The following is a 16,076-nucleotide window of genomic DNA, read 5'->3' as shown; positions in this document are numbered from 1 at the left end:
GATCGGTCCGGCCACCTTTTTCCACTGATTCCACTGGAGGTCTGTGATGGCCGGAGGACTCTTCGCCCTGCTCGACGACGTCGCAGCCCTGGCTCGTATGGCTGCCGCCTCGATCGACGACGTTGCCGCCGCAACCGGTAAGGCGACCGCCAAAGCTGCAGGCGTCGTCATCGACGACGCAGCCGTCACGCCGCAGTACGTCCGTGGGCTCGCGGCCGAACGCGAGTTGCCCATCATCAAGCGCATCGCCATCGGATCGCTGCGCAACAAGCTGCTGATCATTCTTCCGATCGCTCTGCTGCTGAGTCAGTTCCTCCCCTGGCTGCTGACGCCACTGTTGATGGTCGGCGGCTGTTACCTCAGCTACGAAGCGGTTCACAAGATCTGGGGTGCAATTTTCGGCCACGGTGACCACCACGAGGCCGCTGACGAGCATCCTCGCGACGAAGAAGCAGTGGTTTCGGGTGCCGTCCGCACCGACCTGATCCTGTCGGCCGAGATCATGGTGATCGCCCTCAACACCATCGCGGGCGAAGGTTTCTGGAGCCGATTGGTGATCCTTGCCGTCGTGGCGGTCGTCATCACCGTGGTCGTCTACGGCGTCGTCGGACTGATCGTGAAGATGGACGACATCGGATTGAAGATCGCCGAGACGTCGTCTGGCTTCACCCACAAGGTCGGCCGAGGCCTCGTTCGCGGCATGCCTCACGTGATGTCAGTGCTCTCGGTCGTGGGTACCGCCGCGATGCTGTGGGTCGGTGGCCACATCTTGTTGGTCGGCATCGACGAACTGGGCTTCCACCCGCTGTACGACGCCGTTCATCACGGCGAAGAAGCAGTCAGTGACATCGCCGGAGTCGGCGGGGTACTGGCGTGGATCGTCAACACACTTGCGTCGGCAGCACTGGGTCTGGTGGTCGGCGCCATCATCGTCGCAGCTCAACTGGGTATCACCCGCCTGCTCGCAAAGCGTTCTGCAACGGCCTAGTCACTTCGAGTTGTGGCGGAGCACCATCTGCTCCGCCACAGCGCGCAGTCCTTCACGCAACGACCGTGGCTCGAGCGCTTCGACGTCCGCTCCCAAACCGATCAACTGCGAGAGCGCGACAGCTTCGCTCTCGAGTTGCAGCTCGGCACTCACCCATCCGTCGTTGCCCTCTGGCCCCACTTCGACGGCAGCGGCAAGCTCGCCCACCACATCGGGGAGCCGGAGCCTGCCCTCTGGTGACAACCGCACGCGACACTCGAAGCGAAGCAGCGAACGGTCGAACTCGGCCATCGACGCCGCCCACCACGACGGCAGATCGAAATCCACCGGCCGAGTGAACGAATCATCTTCTACCACGGCATTTTTGATGCGTCCGACTCGAAACGACAGCGTTCGACCGTTCATCCCCGCCACCAGATACCAAACACCGGCTTTGATGACCAGACCCAGCGGATCGACCGTCCGCTCGCGATCGCGATAGGCGAAGCGCAGTCGACGCGAGTCCAGCACAGCGGATGTGACGATCGGAAGCGCAGAGATGTCGTCGACGCCGCCGAACCAACCCGGAACGTCCACGAGAATGCGGTCCTGCCACAGTCGTGCACTCTCGCGCAGGGGACCGGGCAGGGAGCGGAGCAGTTTGGCCCCCGCCGAACCGACGGCGTCGGATCGCCCGAGATCTGCAGCGATGGACGGCACGCCCAACAGCATGAGTGCGGACGTCTCGTCGTCCGTCATGCCGGACAGCTTGGACTGCCAACCGTCGAGCAGACGGATGCCACCACCGGGGCCGCTCTCGGTCCAGATCGGCACGCCGGCAGCCGACAACGAGGCCACGTCGCGGTAGATCGTCCGCACCGAAACGCCGAACTCTTCGGCCAACTGATCGGCGATAACGCCGCGACTCCCCTGCAAACGCAGCATGAGTTGGAGCAACCGCGCGGATCTCATGGACCGAACATTACCGAGAATCACTGACAGAAGTTGTCAGGAATAGGGGTGCACAATGACCGTCATGGTCACTTGGAAGCAGTTCTCCGAAGAAGTACCCGCTCTTGCCGTCGCGGTCCAAGCACGATTCAAAGCCCACAAGCATCACGTCCTCGCAACGCTGCGCAAGGACGGTTCACCGCGGGTCAGCGGCACCGAAGTCGAAATCCTCGACGGGCGTCTGGTGCTCGGTTCGATGTTCGGCGCACTCAAGGCGAAGGATCTCATCCGTGACGGGCGCTACGCCCTACACAGCAATCCCGGTGAGCACACCATGGAGGGCGGCGATGCGAAGATCGCCGGAATCGCACGCGAGGTGACCGGCGACGAGTTCGAGGCCGTGCTCGCAAGCTACACCTACGAGGTTCCGAAACCTCTGCACCTCTTTGTCCTCGACATCGACGAGGTGGTGCACACGACGGTCGACGACGAGCACATGTACGTCGATCTCTGGAAGCCGGGCAAGGAGATCACCCGCTTCACCAAGTGACGTTCTTCTCGCAATGCTCGCCGTTGGCACACGATTCCACCTGAACGGTGGCGTGGGAAAGACCGTGACTCTCGAGGACGGTGCGCGCGGATTCCAGAACGTTCGACGAATTCGCGTCACTGGTCAGGTGGACCGTCGCGACATCCATGCCGGTGGTGAGCGTCCAGACGTGTAGGTCGTGAACACCCATCACGCTCGGCAGCGCCGCCAGGTCGGCCTCGACCGCTTCGACGTCGACGTCGGCCGGCGACGCCTGCGTCAGAATGCGCAGCGATGCTGCGGCCAGTTTGATCGCACGCGGCACCACCCACAGCGAGATGAGAACACCGACGACGACGTCCGCCCACGTCCAGTTGAACAGCAGGACAAGGCCACCGGCAATCAGAACTCCGACGCTACCGACGGCGTCTGCAAGCACTTCGAGGTAGGCGCCACGCACCGCGAGGCTGTCCTTGGAATCGCCGCGCAGCATCAGCATCACGACGATGTTCGCGGCCAATCCGGCAGCTGCAGTGATGATCAGGGCGCCGCCCGGGATCTCGGGTTCGTTACCGATGCGGCCGATTGCCTCGTAGAAGACCCAGGCGGCGACGGCCAGCAGCATCACGGCATTCGCCATGGCGGTCAGCACTTCGGCGCGGTGCCAACCGAAGGTCCTGGCCGCGGTGGTGCTGCCCTTCTTCGCGAGCAGCAAAGCCGTCAATCCCATGGCCATGCCCACCACGTCGGTGAGCATGTGGCCGGCGTCGGCAAGCAGCGCCAGCGAGTTGATCAGAATGCCGACCGTAGCTTCGAGTACGAGAAATGCAACGAGGATCGCAAGCGCGATCGCCATTTTCTTGATGCGTTGCGGTGACAGCCCTACTCCGACCGAATCTGCTGCCGAGTGGCCGTGTGAATGGCCGTGCCCTGCTCCCATTTGTCCTGTTCCCTCCCAAGTCCTTCTCAGAGCATATGCATACATTCGCATACATACAATGAGTTGCTCAGTGAGCGGGAAAAGGCAGAGGTCAGTGATCCGGCTCGTACGCCGGGTGCGGCACAGTGGGCGGCAGAGTGGCGATCGACGAGATGCGCTTCATGCCTGCTACCTGCAAGAGGTCGACGACCAGCGATCGAATCTGGGCAAACACCACCGTCGAGGACAGGCCTGCGTTCTCGACTATCGCCGGTTTCAGTTCCTTCGCCACCGAGCGCAGGACGCGCGCTGCCTCGGCCTGATCAGGCTGCTCCCCCGGCTCCGCCAGGATCATGTCCTTGAGAACTTCGACGGCTTTCGACAAGCGCTCGACCTGAGCCACCAGACGAGGATCGAGGATCTCGTCGTCCCTGACCAACGTCAACGAACGACGCGCGAGCACTCGAATGTTGCGCATCGCGTTGTCGATGGGATCGGCTGTCGCCATGAGCCTTTCGAGGCGCGGTCGACTGTTCCAGTACAGCGGGGAGATTCGGCTGATCTCGCGCCCGCCGAGGAGGTTGCTGCGCAATCCGTCGATGGCACCCTGAGTTGCGCGCGCCTTCTGCAGCGCCTTCACGATCGGGTCCGGGTCGTTCGCGACGAGGCCGTCTGCCACCAATTGCAGTACCTCTGACGCTGTTCCGAGGATCGATGCAGCGTCCTTGCGTGCGCGTCGTACCGGGTGCGTGGGGATGATCGCGACCACCGCGATGCCCACCAAACCACCGACAAGGGCGTCGATCATGCGATCGGGCCCGCCGCTGCCGCCCGGTGGGATCAGCGTCGCCACCAGCACGGCCGAGTTTCCGGCCTGCATGGAGAAGATCGGCCCGCTGTTCAGTAGCACCGCGACGGACATCGCCAGCACGACAACCAAACTGATCTGCCAGGGTCCGCTCCCGATGCCGGAGATGATCAGGTCACCGATTCCGATACCGACCGTGACACCCGCAACCAACTCGAACGAACGTCGTAGTCGGGCGCCCAACGACAGACCGAGCGAGACCACGGCAGCAATCGGCGCGAAGAACGGCGCATGGTGCCCGATCACCGTGGTGGCAACCCACCACGCCAATCCGGCCGCCAAGGCACATTGAATGATCGGTAGCGCCGACGTCTGAAGCCGACGCACCGATTTGCGAGCACGGTCCTTGATACCGGCCCGGCTCGGACGGAAACTGCTAACCGAGGCCAAGCGCTTCGGCGGCGTTGGGATCGCAGTCTTCGAGCAGATCTAGGCAACGCGCGTACTCGTCGGCCTCACCGATCGTCTTCGCGGCCTTGGCCAAGACAGCGACGCAACGGAGGAATCCGCGGTTCGGTTCATGGCTGTAGGGCACAGGACCGAAACCCTTCCAACCGTTACGACGCAGTTGGTCGAGTCCGCGGTGGTAGCCGGTACGCGCGTAGGCGTAGGCAGTGATGGTTTCGCCCTTGTCCAGGGCAGCCTCGGCGAGGTAGGCCCACGCGATGGAGGCAGTGGGATGGTCGGCCGCGACCTGGGCCGGGTCAGCGTGGTTGAGCAGTGCCGATTCCGCCTCGTCGTCGCCGGGAAGCAGAGTGGGCTTGGGTCCGAGCAGGTCACCGAATTGGGTCATGCGCTCATTGTGCCCGCTACGCCTTTCTGCCACAGGACCGCCTCACCGACGGTCGGAGTTATGCCCGGTATATACCGGTCGTTACCCTGACATGGTCATTGCCGCATAAGACCGAAGGGTTACCCGTGCCGGACTCGAAAGACGACAACTCGAAAAAGAGCGCAGCCCCGAAGGGTGCGCCCGAGAAGTCGGCCCCGACCGAACCTGCGACTGTGGCGATCCAGAAGGCAGACAAGAACTCGAAGGCGGACAAGAACTCGAATGCGGGCGGCGACGCCAAAGCCGCCAGCGCGCCAACCGTCGCGATCCCCAAGGCAACTCAGGCACCCACAGCAACACCAGCAGCAGCACCGACACCCCAGCCCAAGCCGGAGCCCGCCACCGTCGCGATTCCGAAAGCCGCGCAGCCGACACCGCCACCCCGGCAAGCTCCAACCCCGCCGCCACCGCCACAGCGCTCCGCGCCTCAACCGCAGCAGCGCGCCGCACCTCAACGTGTGGGTGTCGCAGCGACCCCACCGCCGGCCCAGCCGATGCCGACTCGCATCGAGCCTGCAGCGCCGGAAAAAGCCAAGCGCAGCGGCAAGGGCTGGTACATCGCGGCAGCAGCGGCCGGCGTCGCCGTCCTCGCGGCAATCGGCATCGCAGTCTTCGTCTCGTCCAACAGCGGTAGCGGCGAAAGCTCACCTGAAGCCCAGGTTCAGACCGCCATCTCGACGTACGTCGATGCTCTTCAGACCGGCGATCTGGCGACTCTGCGAACGTCGACATGTGGCGCGCTGGGCGAGTACTACCGCACCATTCCGGACGCGGCGTTCGCTCAGGTCCACGACAATGCCGTCGCTCAGAAGACGATCCCGCAGGTCGGAGCCGTCGATGCGGTGCGCATCACCGACGACACCGCGATCGCTCAGGTCCAGGCAAGTTTGCCGAGCACCGGCGAACAGTCGTGGCGCACGTTCGACCTCGAGCGCCAGGACGGCACGTGGAAAGTCTGCGATCCCAGCAAGTAAGCACCTGAACAGAAAATGCGCGCCGACGAGAAATTCGTCGGCGCGCATTTTGTTCTGTGAAGCGCAGTTGTGAAGCCGATCAGCCTGCGGACACCGAGCGTCCGGCCGACTTCAGGTCGTTGCACGCCTCGACGACGCGAGCCGTCATGCCTGCTTCGGCCTTCTTGAGGTAGCTGCGCGGGTCGTATGCCTTCTTGTTTCCGACCTCGCCGTCGATCTTGAGGACGCCGTCGTAGTTGGAGAAGAAGTGTCCGGCGATCGGACGGGAGAACGCGTACTGGGTGTCGGTGTCGACGTTCATCTTGACGACGCCGAAGTTCAGCGAATCCTCGATCTCGGACTTCAGCGATCCCGATCCACCGTGGAAGACGAAATCGAAGGGCTGCGAGCCTGCGGCCAGGCCGAGCTTGGCAGCGGCGACCTTCTGGCCCTCTTCGAGAACCTCGGGCTTGAGCTTGACGTTGCCCGGCTTGTAGACGCCGTGGACGTTGCCGAAGGTGGCTGCGAGCAGGTACTTGCCCTGTTCGCCGATGCCCAGAGCATCGACCGTCTTCTCGAAGTCTTCACTCGAGGTGTAGAGCTTGTCGTTGATCTCGGCCTCGACGCCGTCTTCTTCGCCGCCGACGACACCGATCTCGACCTCGAGGATGATGCGTGCAGCCTTGGAGAGGGCGAGCAGTTCCTTGGCGATTGCCAGGTTCTCGTCGATCGGGATAGCCGAGCCGTCCCACATGTGCGACTGGAACAGCGGGTTACGACCGGCGTCGACGCGCTCCTGCGAGATCGCGAGCAGCGGACGCACGTAGGTGTCCAGCTTGTCCTTCGGGCAGTGGTCGGTGTGCAGCGCGATGGTGACGTCGTACTTTGCCGCGATCACGTGTGCGAACTCGGCGAGCGCAACAGCGCCGGTGACCATGTCCTTGACGCCCAAACCGGAACCGAACTCGGCGCCGCCCGTCGAGAACTGGATGATGCCGTCACTGCCGGCGTCCGCGAAGCCCTTGATGGCTGCGTTGATGGATTCGGAGCCGACACAGTTGATGGCGGGGAAGGCAAAGGAATGCTCCTTGGCCCGACCAAGCATCTCGGCATAGACCTCGGGAGTTGCGATAGGCACGGCGGGAGTCCTCCATATACGTGTCGTTCGGAGCGCTCGGCGATGTGAAAGCGCTTCGTGTGGTCCTAGCAGTATGGCAAGTCCGACGCGTCACGTCTCTTTGCGGTCTCGGCCGCCGCCACCGACGCGATGACCTGCGGTGGTGGGAAACACTCAGATTCGGCCGGTACTCTGGCCCCCGTGAATGTGCAGGCAGCAACTGAATCCGTGACGAACCTGGCCTTGCTGCCTGGCTTCCTCGATCCCGTGAACCTCTTGAATTCCTTCGGAACGTGGGTTCTGGTGGGACTGCTTCTGGTGGTCTTCATCGAATCAGGGCTGCTGTTTCCGCTCTTGCCCGGCGATTCTCTGCTCTTCACCGCAGGGCTGATCGCGGCTTCCAAGTCCACCGAGATCGAACCGTTCGCGCCGCTGTGGGTGCTCCTGGTGACGATTCCGATCGCCGCGATTCTGGGTGACCAAGTGGGGTTCTACATCGGCGCCAAGGGCGGAACTGCCCTGTTCAAGACGGACGACGCGCGGTTCTTCAAGAAGAAGTACATCGACGAGTCGCATGCCTTCTTCGAAAAGCACGGCCCGATCACCATTATCCTGGCGAGGTTCGTGCCGATCGTGCGTACTTTTGCACCGGTTGTCGCGGGCGCCTCGAAGATGAAGTACTCACTGTTCCTGACCTACAACATCGTCGGCGGCATCCTGTGGGGTGCCGGTGTGACTTTGCTCGGCTACCTCCTGGGGCAGATCGAATTCATCCGCGACAATGTCGACTACATCTTCATCTTGATCGTCCTGGTGTCGGTTCTGCCGATCGTCTTCGAAATCGGAAAGCGAATTCTGGCGTCGAGACGTGGTGAATCGGCGAATACTTCCACTACGGACAATTCGACGGTGACAGTCCCCGAAGACCCCACCCCCTGATTGCAGAACGAGGCGAAGAACTGACCACGATGACGCTCGCATCCGGCAGTTTCTCCCCACTCGAGACTGCCGGGCCCCTGTTGGTCTGGATTATCGTCGTCACGTTCGTCTTCATCGAGTGCGCGATCATCCTCGGGTTGTTTCTCCCCGGTGACTCGCTGCTGATCACAGCCGGAATCGTGCTTGCCGGTCACGAATCCGGTGCAGGCCACGTGTGGGCGCTGTCGGTGGGCGCGATGATCGCTGCCATTGCCGGCAACCAGGTCGGGTACGTCATCGGCCACCGGACGGGCAACCACATCAAAGCCCGTAAGGGCGGCAAGTACTTCACCGAGAAGAATCTGCACCGCGTCAACATCCTGTTGGAGAGACACGGGTTCTGGGCCGTCCTGATCGCCCGCTGGGTTCCGTGGGTGCGCACCCTGTGCCCGATGGTCGCAGGCGCAGCCAAGATGAACCACACGCGCTACACCATCGCGAGCACCATCGGCGCGATCATCTGGGCACCGGTACTCCTGCTGCTCGGTTTCTACGGTGGCTCGTTCCTCGATCGCGTTCCGTGGTTGCTGCCCGCCGTGCTGATCGTGATGATGGTCAGCTTGGTCATCGGCACCGCATTGGGAATCTGGCAGTACCGCAAGGAAATGGCCCGACCGGCCGAAGACGTCGAGGTAGAAGAAGTCCTCGACTAGAAGCTGTCTGCTCAGTGCAGGTGGCTCTGGTCCCACGCCGGAAGCGGGTCCTCGTAGCGAGTCCAGGCCCGCGGTCCTTCGCGTAGTTCGTCATCGGTCAGCAGAGCCGGATCGAGGATTCGCGACGGCGTCGCCGGGTCGAGTTTCACTCCGATGAACACGATCTCCTGCCCTGGCACCTCCGCTGCCGACGCCCACAGTTGCGCCGGTTCGATGACGAGGTTGGGGCCTGCCTGCGACCAGATAGCGGCGAACTCGGGCCGACTGGCGATCCAGCAGAAGCCTTTGCTTCGCAAGAGTCCCGCGAACTGACCGAGCGCAGCCTCGAGTCGCGCCGGATGGAAGGGGCGCGAGGCTCGATACGTGACGCTGCGTATTCCGTATTCCTCGGTTTCCGGGGTGTGCCCGCCGGCCAGCTCCTCGTCCCAACCGGGTACTTGCGCAGCCAGTTCCGGGTTGTAGAGACCGGTTTCGAGGACGCGATCGAGGGTGACTTTTCCGTGGTCGGTCCGAATCAGCTGAGCAGTGGGGTTGAGCCTACGAAGCGTCGCCTCGACGGTTCCCGCCGCCCGCGGGCTCACCAGGTCGGTTTTGTTCAGCAAGATGACGTCGGCGAACTCCACCTGATCAACCAGGAGATCGGAGATGCTGCGTCCGTCCCCCTCCCCGGCTTCGAGGTTGCGCTCGTCCAGTCGTTCGCCTTTTGCCAGTTCGCCGAGAAAAGTCGACGCGTCCACCACGGTCACCATGGTGTCGAGCTTCGCGAGCGAGCCGAGGCTGAAGCCGTCCTCGAATTCCCAGTCGAAGGTGGCCGCCACCGGCATCGGTTCGGAGATGCCGGTGGATTCGATCACCAACTGATCGAACCGCCCCTCGCGGGCCAGCGCGCCGACGGCGTCGATCAGATCCTCGCGCAGCGTGCAGCAGATGCATCCGTTGGTCAGCTCGACCAACTTCTCCTCCGTGCGATCGAGGTGGCCCTGGCCCGCGACGAGGGCCGCGTCGATGTTGATCTCGCTCATGTCGTTGACGATGACGGCGACCCGACGGCCGTCTCGATTGGCGAGGATGTGGTTGAGGAGTGTGGTCTTGCCTGCGCCCAGAAATCCGGACAGCACGGTTACCGGTAGCTGCTTCATTCCTTAATGGTAACCATTGTCATTATCGACAACGGGAGGCGGGCCTACTGCACTGCAGACGCACTACCCGAGAACTGGCTCTCGGGCCTCGGCAACCCGAAATGATCACGAAGCGTTGTACCCGTGTATTCGGTGCGGAACAGACCGCGATCCTGCAGGATCGGGACCACACGCTCGGTGAAGATTTCGAGTCCACCCGGGTAGTACGGCGGCATGACGTTGAATCCGTCAGCAGCACCGCTGGTGAACCATTCCTCGATCGTGTCAGCCACCTGCTCGGCGGTTCCGGCGAACACCCGGTGTCCGCGCGCACCCGCCAAACGATGAAGCAGTCCCCGAACCGTCGGACGCTCACGCTCGACTATGCCGGCGATCACCTGCAATCTGCTTTGCTTGTTGTCGGTGACATCACCTGCCGCCGCGAACAATTCGACAGGAACCGGTGCATCCAGTTCCAGATTCCGAACATCGGTCCCGGTGAGTGCACCGAGTTGCGCGAGCCCGTACTCCGGCGAAGTCAACTCGTTGAATTCTCGCTCGAGCGCCTTGGCTTGTTCCTCGGTGTCACCGATGAACGGGCTGATTCCCGGCAGAATCTTGACATGATCGGGGTTGCGCCCGAACTGAGCAGCCCTCGACTTGATGTCGGTGTAGAACGCCTGCGCATCGGAAAGTCTCTGGTGCGCTGTGAAAATCGCCTCCGCATACTGACCGGCAAACGCGCGACCGTCGTTGGACGCCCCGGCCTGCACCAGCACCGGGTATCCCTGCGGCGTTCGCGGTGCGTTGAACGGCCCCCGCACCCGAAGATGCCGGCCGACGTAGTTGATCTCGTGAATCTTGTTTCTGTCCGCGTAGATTCCGTTCTCCCGGTCCAGACTGATCGCGTCGTCCTCCCAGCTGTCCCACAACCGCACCACCGCGTCGACGAATTCCCTTGCACGCGAATACCGGTCGCCGTGGTCCGGATGCTTGGCCAGCCCGAAGTTGGCGGCAGCCAGATCCGTACCCGTGGTGACGATGTTCCACCCAGCGCGTCCGTTCGAGATGTGGTCGAGTGAGGCGAACAGCCGAGCCAGGTTGTACGGCTCGTAGTACGTGGTCGACGCCGTCGCGATCAATCCGATCCGCTCGGTTGCCACTGCAATGGCCGTCAACACGGTGATCGGCTCCAACGTCCCTGCGGGACCGTGCTCGACGTCGCTGCGCAACGCGGGACCGTCGGCGAAGAAGATTCCGTCGAACTTCGCCGCCTCAGCAGTGCGAGCGATCTCCTGGAAATACGTGACGTCGAACAGACGTTCCGGTGTTGTCCACGGATGACGCCACGCCGCTTCGTGATGACCGGCGGGGTGGATGAACGCGTTGAGGCTCAGTTGGCGCGGAGAATCAGACATGCCTGAATGCTGGCAACTGCCGCCGCAGTCCGACAGGGTTAGGGTTCGCGTGATTCCAACTCGGGGTTGGCAGCTCGGTATCGTCACATGGGTGAGCCGCGTAGTTGTAGCCGAGTTCGTACCGTCCGGATCGACAGCATCGGTTCTTCACCAGTGCTGTGAGGTCTTCGCCGAAGGCCAGCGTCACCTGTCCGGAACTGCGCCGACAGCGACGGCGCTGATGGAAATGATCGAGGCCGAGGACGGTTCGGCCGATGTATGGCGTTGGATCGCACGCGACGGCGGAACGGACGAGGTCCTCGGTATCGCCCAGGCGCGACGCAACTCGGCGGAACCTGATCTCGCAGAGTTTCGGATGTACGTGACACCCCACGCGCAGCGACGAGGGGTAGGACGAGCGCTTGCCGAACTCGCCGAAGTCGACATCGCCGGGTTCGGCGTGCGAAGAATCAGAGTGACGGCGCTCGTCGGAAGCGCAGCCGAGCATTTCCTGGGATCGTTCGACGGCCACCGTGTGTTGCTTCGGTTGGCCAACCAGGTTCAGCACCTCAGCCCTCCCACCGCACACAGCGCCCGCCCCGGCTATCGAATCGTCAGTTGGCGCAACCGAACCCCGGACGAGCTGGTCCACTCCTTCTCGGAGGCATTGAACCGACTCCTCGACGCGCCGGGCGCCGAACTGCAGATGCCCGAACGTAATTGGGGAGCCGACGAGGTCAGATCGTGGGAACAGAAGATGACGGGTGGCTCTCAAGTACTCCTGGTGTGCTGCGCGGTCGACGACAGCGTCGGCGAAGTAGCCGCAGCGACAGTGGTGACGGTGGACGAACATGACAGCACCCACGCATCACAGCACGACACCGTGGTACTTCCCCAGCACCGCGGACACGGTCTCGCTCGGTGGGTCAAGGAGCAACAAGCGTCTGTGTTGACAGCTGAATTTCCCTCGCTGCAAAAGATTTACACAACGGTGAACGCGGAAAACCACCCGATGCTGACCGTCAATCGGAGCCTGGGATACCAGACCGTTGCGGAGCGGATCCTGGTGGAGATCAGGAGAGTCGAGAGTGCGTCGCACAAGCCTCGGTGACGATCTTCCTCCACAGGAGCGGGTGAGACTGCCAGAAGTTGTGCGCGACACCGTCGACGACCTCGAAACTACCGTTAGGCACGAGCTCGGCCAGTTGCTGCAACGGCCACGACGGGCGAATATCGTCGGCCGCCGCGAGAAATGTCATGGGCACGGGTGAGTCGGCCAACTGCCGAAACAGCTGTGGTTCATGGATCCATTCGATGAACGATTCTTGAAGCGATTGCCAGACAACAGGTTCCCAAGGTATCTGCGGGTCCGGCTCGATTCCCGCTTCGTACTGCTTCGACCAGGTCCGGTCCTTGTGGAGGCCGTGCCCCGCGATGCCGACGACGCCGGACACCGATTCCGGACAGTCGAGTGCGTACCGCACCGCCAAGTCGGATCCCCACGAGTGCCCCAGCACGACCCAGCTGTCGATCTCGAACGTGCGTCGGACGAGTTCGAGGTCCGCAACCGCCTGCGCCATCGTATGAGCGCCGCCACCGGACCGGCCGACTCCGCGTGGCTCAGGGCACCACGCGCGCATTCCTTCCGGAACCAGCTCGTCGTGAGCAAGATAGTGAACGCATCCCGGGCCGCCGGAGAGAACCAGAACGTCCGCCCCTGCCCCACCGACATCGATGTGAAGACGTACGCCGTCCGTGTCGACCACGTGCCGGGATTCCATGAGGGAAAAGCCTAACGCTTACGCGGGTATCCAGCCGCCGAGACGACAAATGCCGCCTCCATGAGCATCCACCCACCTACCTGCACCGAGAGGTCTCGCTCGGGCACGCTCGACGAGCGCACCGTTCCGGCGGCGAAGGTGGCGATGTCGCCGGACAGACTCGGCAACTGAGCATCCTTGGTCCAGTCATGCCCGAACAGCGGCAGACCTTCGATCTGCAGTCTGTTGTTCCAGGCCGCTTCCGCGGAGGACAGAACGATCTGCGCTGCGAGTTCGCGCGCTCGCAGGTCCTCGTGAGTCTCCCAGGACAAGTTCACCACCACGAACGCGAGGTAGCGAGCCAGGATTGCGTTGAACAGTCCGCCGTCGCCTCCGCCACCGCCCGTGATGACTCCGTACTCGGTCATTCCGTCGTACACCGCGTCGACGAGTTTGTGGACTCGCTCGCGGTGGCGCGGTTCGCCCAATCGCGTCGACAACTCGGTTTCCAACCCCAGCGTGACGCCCTGACAGTACGAATAGATCGCGCGCTCGAGGGTGCCGTCGCGGCGGATACCGTCGAAGATCAGTCCGGAGTCCGGATCCCGCAGCGTCTCGTCGATCCAGTCGGCCGTTGCCTGCGCGCGCCAGAGTTTTCCGGTGCGCGCCAGCATGATTCCGGCGGGTCCGTTTGCCGGGGTGTTGTAGAAATCGGAACCTTTGCACCACGGAATACCGCCGCCGTCGGCCGGGGACCACGAATCGAAGAGTTGCGATTCGAGCGCCTGGACCGCGGTCCGGTGATCGACCGAGAACATACGTTGAGCACGTTCGAGCGAGAGGCCCAGCCACGCCATGTCGTCGTAATAGTTGTTGGTCCACGCCGAGACGTTGCGGACCCGCACACTGCGGGCAACCTTCGCCACCCGGCGACGACGCTTGGGCGTCGGGTCACGTTCGAGCGCGTCGATTGCAGTGTCGAGCAGGTGTGCTTGCCACCAGTAGTGCCACGGCTTGAACATCCGCTCGCGCCGAACAGCGGGCCAGGCAACCACGCCGAGTGCTGTCCGGGGCATTCCCCACAGGCGCCGAAGGTGACGACTGACTATCGCGCCCTCAGCCGCATCGGCTCGCTCTGCCCACACTTCCTGCATAACTACCTATCCTGTCTGGTCGAGGCGCTACGCGCTAGCCGGAATTCGCGAGCGAGATCAGCGGGAATCGGCGAGATCGGCATGCTCACGTACCCACGCGTGCATCGCAATGCCAGCCGCGACACCGGCGTTGATGCTGCGAGTCGACCCGAATTGTGCGATCGAGACCGTCATGGACGCAACCTCTTTCGCATGTTCGGTCACTCCGGGCCCTTCTTGACCGAACAGCAGGATGCACTCTCGCGGCAGGCTTGCCGTTTCCAGCGGCACCGACCCCGGGGTGTTGTCGACGGCAACGATCGTGAGTGAATTCTCACGGGCGTACTCGACGAGCTCGCTGATGTCGGCGTGGTGAACGATGTGTTGGTATCGATCGGTCACCATGGCGCCCCGCCGATTCCAGCGCCGACGCCCCACGATGTGGACCGCGGCCGCAGCAAACGCGTTTGCCGTGCGGACCACCGTGCCGATATTGGCGTCGTGCGCGAAGTTTTCGATGGCGACATGCATCGTGTGACGGCGCGAGTCGATGTCCTCGACTATCGCTTCCCGCGTCCAGTACCGGTACTCGTCCAAGACGTTTCGACGATCACCCTCGGCGAGGAGTACGGGGTCGTAGCGCTCGTCTGTCGGCGGTTCCGTGTCGTGCCCCTCGGCCCACGGCCCGACGCCGTTGGGGTTCTCGCCCCACTCGGTGGGTCCCGGTTCACCGGCCCCACCGGAGACGTCGTCGGCTGCGACTTCGGTCATCAGTACACCTCGTTGGAATCTGCAGCCACCGTGAAGCCGTGCGTGGTCTGATCGTTGACACACGAGACGTCTGTCGCGGTGGTCGTACAGGTGAAACCCAGTTTGCTCAGCGGTTGACCGGCCGCCAACACCGGATCGGCGTCGGGACCGCCCGAGGTGTACACCTCTCCGCCCGAACACATGAAAGCACCCTCACCCTCGTCGGTGACGCGAATACCGTTGCCCCAGTTGACCATGCAGCTCTCCGGCCGCGGCGGAACCGGAGTGGTCGTTCCCTCGCACCCGGCTTCGATTCTGGTGGGCAACTTGATGATGCCGCACTGGAAGTTCCCGTCGGGAGTGGTGAAGTAGTACGACTCGTTGCGCTCGAACTGCACGTCCGTGAGCGTCGTCGTCGGTGGCAGCGTCGTGGTCGGTGGTTCGGTGGTCGTGGGGACGACGGGCGCGACGGTGGTGGTTGTCGTCGGCACTGCGGTAGTGGTGGTCGAACTTGGCTGCGCCGCTACGGTCGGCGCTGAATCCGCCTCCCCGCCGCACCCTGCGAGCACGAGCGCCGACCCGACGCCCAACAAGACGAACCCCACCCGAACACGAACCACCCGACTACCTCCACACACGTCATCTTGGCCCAGCAACAGCCGACAGTGCACTCTATCGTGTGGTCGACTAAGTGCTGGTGACGCGCTTGTTCATCAGCCGTGAGAGCCACGCGGGCGAGAACCGCGACGCACTGAGAAAGAGCTTTGCCTGAGTTCCGACCGGGTAGTGAACCTTGTGTACGCATCCGGCGCCGCGTGTGGCCGCCCACAGCTCCTTCGCGACGTCGGTGGCAGTCAGCTTGATACCCAACGATCTGGTGGCTCCGGTGTCCATTCCAGTGACCATCGCGGTCTGGACGAACAACGGCCAGAGCGCGAGAACACGGATGTCGTGCTGTGCCCATTCCAGATCGAGCGCCTCGGTCAGGCCGCGGATCGCGAACTTGGTTGCACCGTACGTCGCCAGTTCGGGCTGGCCGTAGATCGCCGAAGCGGAGCACAGATTGACCACCTGAGCGCCGACGGTATCGCGGAGGTACGGGAAAGCCGTGTGCGTGCCGTTGAGGGTGCCGGTGATGTTGATGTCGACCA

General features: G+C 63.1%; 18 protein-coding genes. 6 read left to right on the top strand and 12 right to left on the bottom strand.

Annotated elements, in window-relative coordinates:
• Positions 1–46 precede the first annotated feature (46 nt).
• Positions 47–988 (top strand): DUF808 domain-containing protein, encoded by a 942-nt coding sequence (locus ACKAMS_RS09820; protein ID WP_020968812.1) that lies wholly within the window; start codon positions 47–49, stop codon positions 986–988.
• Here the strand turns inward: ACKAMS_RS09820 and ACKAMS_RS09815 are convergent, their stop codons facing one another.
• Positions 989–1,939 carry a helix-turn-helix transcriptional regulator gene (locus ACKAMS_RS09815; RefSeq protein ID WP_408988937.1) on the bottom strand — a complete coding sequence of 317 codons (951 nt, stop codon included), beginning with the start codon at positions 1,937–1,939 and terminating at the stop codon, positions 989–991.
• Between the two features lie 64 nt (positions 1,940–2,003).
• Here ACKAMS_RS09815 and ACKAMS_RS09810 point away from each other — a divergent pair, with 64 nt between their 5' ends.
• Positions 2,004–2,468 carry a pyridoxamine 5'-phosphate oxidase family protein gene (locus tag ACKAMS_RS09810; RefSeq protein ID WP_029538588.1) on the top strand — a complete coding sequence of 155 codons (465 nt, stop codon included), beginning with the start codon at positions 2,004–2,006 and terminating at the stop codon, positions 2,466–2,468.
• Here the strand turns inward: ACKAMS_RS09810 and ACKAMS_RS09805 are convergent.
• From ACKAMS_RS09805 to ACKAMS_RS09795, 3 genes are all read right to left on the bottom strand, one after another.
• Complete coding sequence (locus tag ACKAMS_RS09805; protein ID WP_408988936.1) at positions 2,458–3,387, bottom strand: cation diffusion facilitator family transporter; 930 nt, start codon at positions 3,385–3,387, stop codon at positions 2,458–2,460. The genes ACKAMS_RS09810 and ACKAMS_RS09805 overlap by 11 nt on opposite strands.
• Before the next feature lie 91 nt (positions 3,388–3,478).
• The gene (locus ACKAMS_RS09800; RefSeq protein ID WP_019749453.1) at positions 3,479–4,624 is read right to left on the bottom strand and encodes an aromatic acid exporter family protein; all 1,146 of its coding nucleotides are present in this window, start codon (positions 4,622–4,624) and stop codon (positions 3,479–3,481) included.
• Complete coding sequence (locus ACKAMS_RS09795) at positions 4,611–5,027, bottom strand: DUF3151 domain-containing protein (RefSeq protein ID WP_003944361.1); 417 nt, start codon at positions 5,025–5,027, stop codon at positions 4,611–4,613. The genes ACKAMS_RS09800 and ACKAMS_RS09795 overlap by 14 nt, the downstream gene beginning before the upstream one ends.
• 125 nt (positions 5,028–5,152) lie before the next feature.
• Between ACKAMS_RS09795 and ACKAMS_RS09790 the strand changes: the two genes are divergently transcribed.
• Positions 5,153–6,040 (top strand): nuclear transport factor 2 family protein, encoded by an 888-nt coding sequence (locus ACKAMS_RS09790; protein ID WP_408988935.1) that lies wholly within the window; start codon positions 5,153–5,155, stop codon positions 6,038–6,040.
• Positions 6,041–6,119: 79 nt separating this feature from the next.
• Here the strand turns inward: ACKAMS_RS09790 and fbaA are convergent, their stop codons facing one another.
• Positions 6,120–7,157 (bottom strand): class II fructose-bisphosphate aldolase, encoded by a 1,038-nt coding sequence (gene fbaA, locus ACKAMS_RS09785; RefSeq protein ID WP_021343256.1) that lies wholly within the window; start codon positions 7,155–7,157, stop codon positions 6,120–6,122.
• Between the two features lie 180 nt (positions 7,158–7,337).
• Between fbaA and ACKAMS_RS09780 the strand changes: the two genes are divergently transcribed.
• Both ACKAMS_RS09780 and ACKAMS_RS09775 read left to right on the top strand, forming a co-directional pair.
• The gene (locus ACKAMS_RS09780; RefSeq protein WP_029254751.1) at positions 7,338–8,075 is read left to right on the top strand and encodes a VTT domain-containing protein; all 738 of its coding nucleotides are present in this window, start codon (positions 7,338–7,340) and stop codon (positions 8,073–8,075) included.
• A 29-nt stretch (positions 8,076–8,104) separates the two neighbouring features.
• The gene (locus tag ACKAMS_RS09775) at positions 8,105–8,767 is read left to right on the top strand and encodes a DedA family protein (RefSeq protein WP_019749448.1); all 663 of its coding nucleotides are present in this window, start codon (positions 8,105–8,107) and stop codon (positions 8,765–8,767) included.
• Between the two features lie 11 nt (positions 8,768–8,778).
• On the opposite strand, the gene ACKAMS_RS09770 is transcribed toward ACKAMS_RS09775, so the two are convergent.
• Complete coding sequence (locus ACKAMS_RS09770; protein WP_047888713.1) at positions 8,779–9,906, bottom strand: GTP-binding protein; 1,128 nt, start codon at positions 9,904–9,906, stop codon at positions 8,779–8,781.
• Between the two features lie 44 nt (positions 9,907–9,950).
• Positions 9,951–11,303 carry an LLM class flavin-dependent oxidoreductase gene (locus ACKAMS_RS09765; protein WP_408988934.1) on the bottom strand — a complete coding sequence of 451 codons (1,353 nt, stop codon included), beginning with the start codon at positions 11,301–11,303 and terminating at the stop codon, positions 9,951–9,953.
• Positions 11,304–11,394: 91 nt separating this feature from the next.
• On the opposite strand from ACKAMS_RS09765, the gene ACKAMS_RS09760 reads away from it, so the two are divergent.
• Complete coding sequence (locus tag ACKAMS_RS09760; RefSeq protein WP_408988933.1) at positions 11,395–12,393, top strand: GNAT family N-acetyltransferase; 999 nt, start codon at positions 11,395–11,397, stop codon at positions 12,391–12,393.
• Here ACKAMS_RS09760 and ACKAMS_RS09755 read toward each other — a convergent pair.
• The 5 genes from ACKAMS_RS09755 to ACKAMS_RS09735 form a co-directional block, all read right to left on the bottom strand.
• Positions 12,356–13,063, bottom strand: a complete 708-nt coding sequence (locus ACKAMS_RS09755; RefSeq protein WP_020968806.1) for an alpha/beta fold hydrolase — start codon at positions 13,061–13,063, stop codon at positions 12,356–12,358. The two genes, ACKAMS_RS09760 and ACKAMS_RS09755, sit on opposite strands and share 38 nt — an antisense overlap.
• Before the next feature lie 11 nt (positions 13,064–13,074).
• Positions 13,075–14,196 carry a glycoside hydrolase family 76 protein gene (locus ACKAMS_RS09750; RefSeq protein WP_003944321.1) on the bottom strand — a complete coding sequence of 374 codons (1,122 nt, stop codon included), beginning with the start codon at positions 14,194–14,196 and terminating at the stop codon, positions 13,075–13,077.
• A 57-nt stretch (positions 14,197–14,253) separates the two neighbouring features.
• Positions 14,254–14,946, bottom strand: coding sequence for a TrmH family RNA methyltransferase (locus tag ACKAMS_RS09745; RefSeq protein WP_020906640.1), 693 nt, complete (start codon positions 14,944–14,946; stop codon positions 14,254–14,256).
• Positions 14,946–15,545, bottom strand: coding sequence for a DUF6636 domain-containing protein (locus ACKAMS_RS09740; RefSeq protein ID WP_020968805.1), 600 nt, complete (start codon positions 15,543–15,545; stop codon positions 14,946–14,948). Before ACKAMS_RS09740 ends, ACKAMS_RS09745 begins: the two co-directional genes overlap by 1 nt.
• Before the next feature lie 67 nt (positions 15,546–15,612).
• On the bottom strand, positions 15,613–16,076 hold a 464-nt coding region (locus ACKAMS_RS09735), incomplete at its 5' end, for an SDR family NAD(P)-dependent oxidoreductase (RefSeq protein WP_408988932.1).

The organism is Rhodococcus sp. 5A-K4, assembly GCF_046097995.1.
In the GTDB taxonomy this organism is placed as follows: Bacteria; Actinomycetota; Actinomycetes; order Mycobacteriales; family Mycobacteriaceae; genus Rhodococcus_F; species Rhodococcus_F erythropolis.
This window is presented reverse-complemented; position numbering and strand designations above follow the sequence as displayed.

Excerpts from the sequence above, each read along its gene's own strand:
- ACKAMS_RS09750 (WP_003944321.1), bottom strand. The coding sequence starts at position 14,196 with ATGCAGGAAGTGTGGGCAGAGCGAGCCGATGCGGCTGAGGGCGCGATA.
- ACKAMS_RS09770 (WP_047888713.1), bottom strand. The coding sequence starts at position 9,906 with ATGAAGCAGCTACCGGTAACCGTGCTGTCCGGATTTCTGGGCGCAGGC.
- ACKAMS_RS09810 (WP_029538588.1), top strand. The coding sequence starts at position 2,004 with ATGGTCACTTGGAAGCAGTTCTCCGAAGAAGTACCCGCTCTTGCCGTC.
- ACKAMS_RS09815 (WP_408988937.1), bottom strand. The coding sequence starts at position 1,939 with ATGAGATCCGCGCGGTTGCTCCAACTCATGCTGCGTTTGCAGGGGAGT.
- ACKAMS_RS09775 (WP_019749448.1), top strand. The coding sequence starts at position 8,105 with ATGACGCTCGCATCCGGCAGTTTCTCCCCACTCGAGACTGCCGGGCCC.
- ACKAMS_RS09745 (WP_020906640.1), bottom strand. The coding sequence starts at position 14,946 with ATGACCGAAGTCGCAGCCGACGACGTCTCCGGTGGGGCCGGTGAACCG.
- ACKAMS_RS09820 (WP_020968812.1), top strand. The coding sequence starts at position 47 with ATGGCCGGAGGACTCTTCGCCCTGCTCGACGACGTCGCAGCCCTGGCT.
- ACKAMS_RS09765 (WP_408988934.1), bottom strand. The coding sequence starts at position 11,303 with ATGTCTGATTCTCCGCGCCAACTGAGCCTCAACGCGTTCATCCACCCC.
- ACKAMS_RS09755 (WP_020968806.1), bottom strand. The coding sequence starts at position 13,063 with ATGGAATCCCGGCACGTGGTCGACACGGACGGCGTACGTCTTCACATC.
- ACKAMS_RS09795 (WP_003944361.1), bottom strand. The coding sequence starts at position 5,027 with ATGACCCAATTCGGTGACCTGCTCGGACCCAAGCCCACTCTGCTTCCC.
- ACKAMS_RS09805 (WP_408988936.1), bottom strand. The coding sequence starts at position 3,387 with ATGGGAGCAGGGCACGGCCATTCACACGGCCACTCGGCAGCAGATTCG.